Annotated in this window: 1 protein-coding gene; it reads left to right on the forward strand. The window is 53.1% G+C overall.

All coding sequences use genetic code 11. The features are described 5' to 3' along the window. Window positions 1–30: 30 nt before the first annotated feature. Window positions 31–644: hypothetical protein (locus NW837_RS15740; RefSeq protein WP_414332644.1), on the forward strand; the 614-nt coding region annotated here is incomplete at its 3' end.

Below are 644 nucleotides of genomic sequence, written 5' to 3' on the forward strand. Positions count from 1 at the left end.
TTTAGGAAAGCTTGGCGCGACTCGCAGGTGATGAGTTTCGTACAGCGACAATTAGGTACAGAAGCCCTAACCTATCTGCAGGTGTTGGCAAGCAGACCAGCCGATGAGATATTCTACGACGAGAAGCCCTTACTGTGTCTATTCATGCTAAGCGTGTTCGAAATTGGCAGGACGCTGCTGGGTAGGTACCATGCTATTGCGATCGACGAAGTGCAGAATCTGCCTTACTCGCTGTTGCTGTGCATTCGCCGAATGGCTCCGCAGGGATGTGATATCATCCTAATGGCAGACCCAGACCAGAGAACATCGCTGCTCGGCTCCGACACTGCGCAGGTTGCAAGGCTGTTTGGGACTACAGAGTACCGCCTCACGCGCGTCTACAGGAGCAATCCACACATTCTGATTGCTGCACGCGCCCTACTGAACACACAGGAGCCGATTGTGCTTGTGCGTCGCGAGGGCTTGAAGCCTGAGCTTTACGAGTCGCCCGATGAGAACCTCGCGACGCTTGCGAAGCATCTTCTTGATACGAAAGGCTACACGAATGTTGCGATAATCACGAAGTGTTTGGAAGATGCTAAGGCTCTTGGACAGCGCGTCAATCTTCCAGTCGTCAGCGAAGACAAGGCTGAGATACTCAGAGG

The organism is Synechococcus sp. R6-10 (assembly GCF_047461815.1).
Taxonomy (GTDB): Bacteria; Cyanobacteriota; Cyanobacteriia; order Thermostichales; family Thermostichaceae; genus Thermostichus.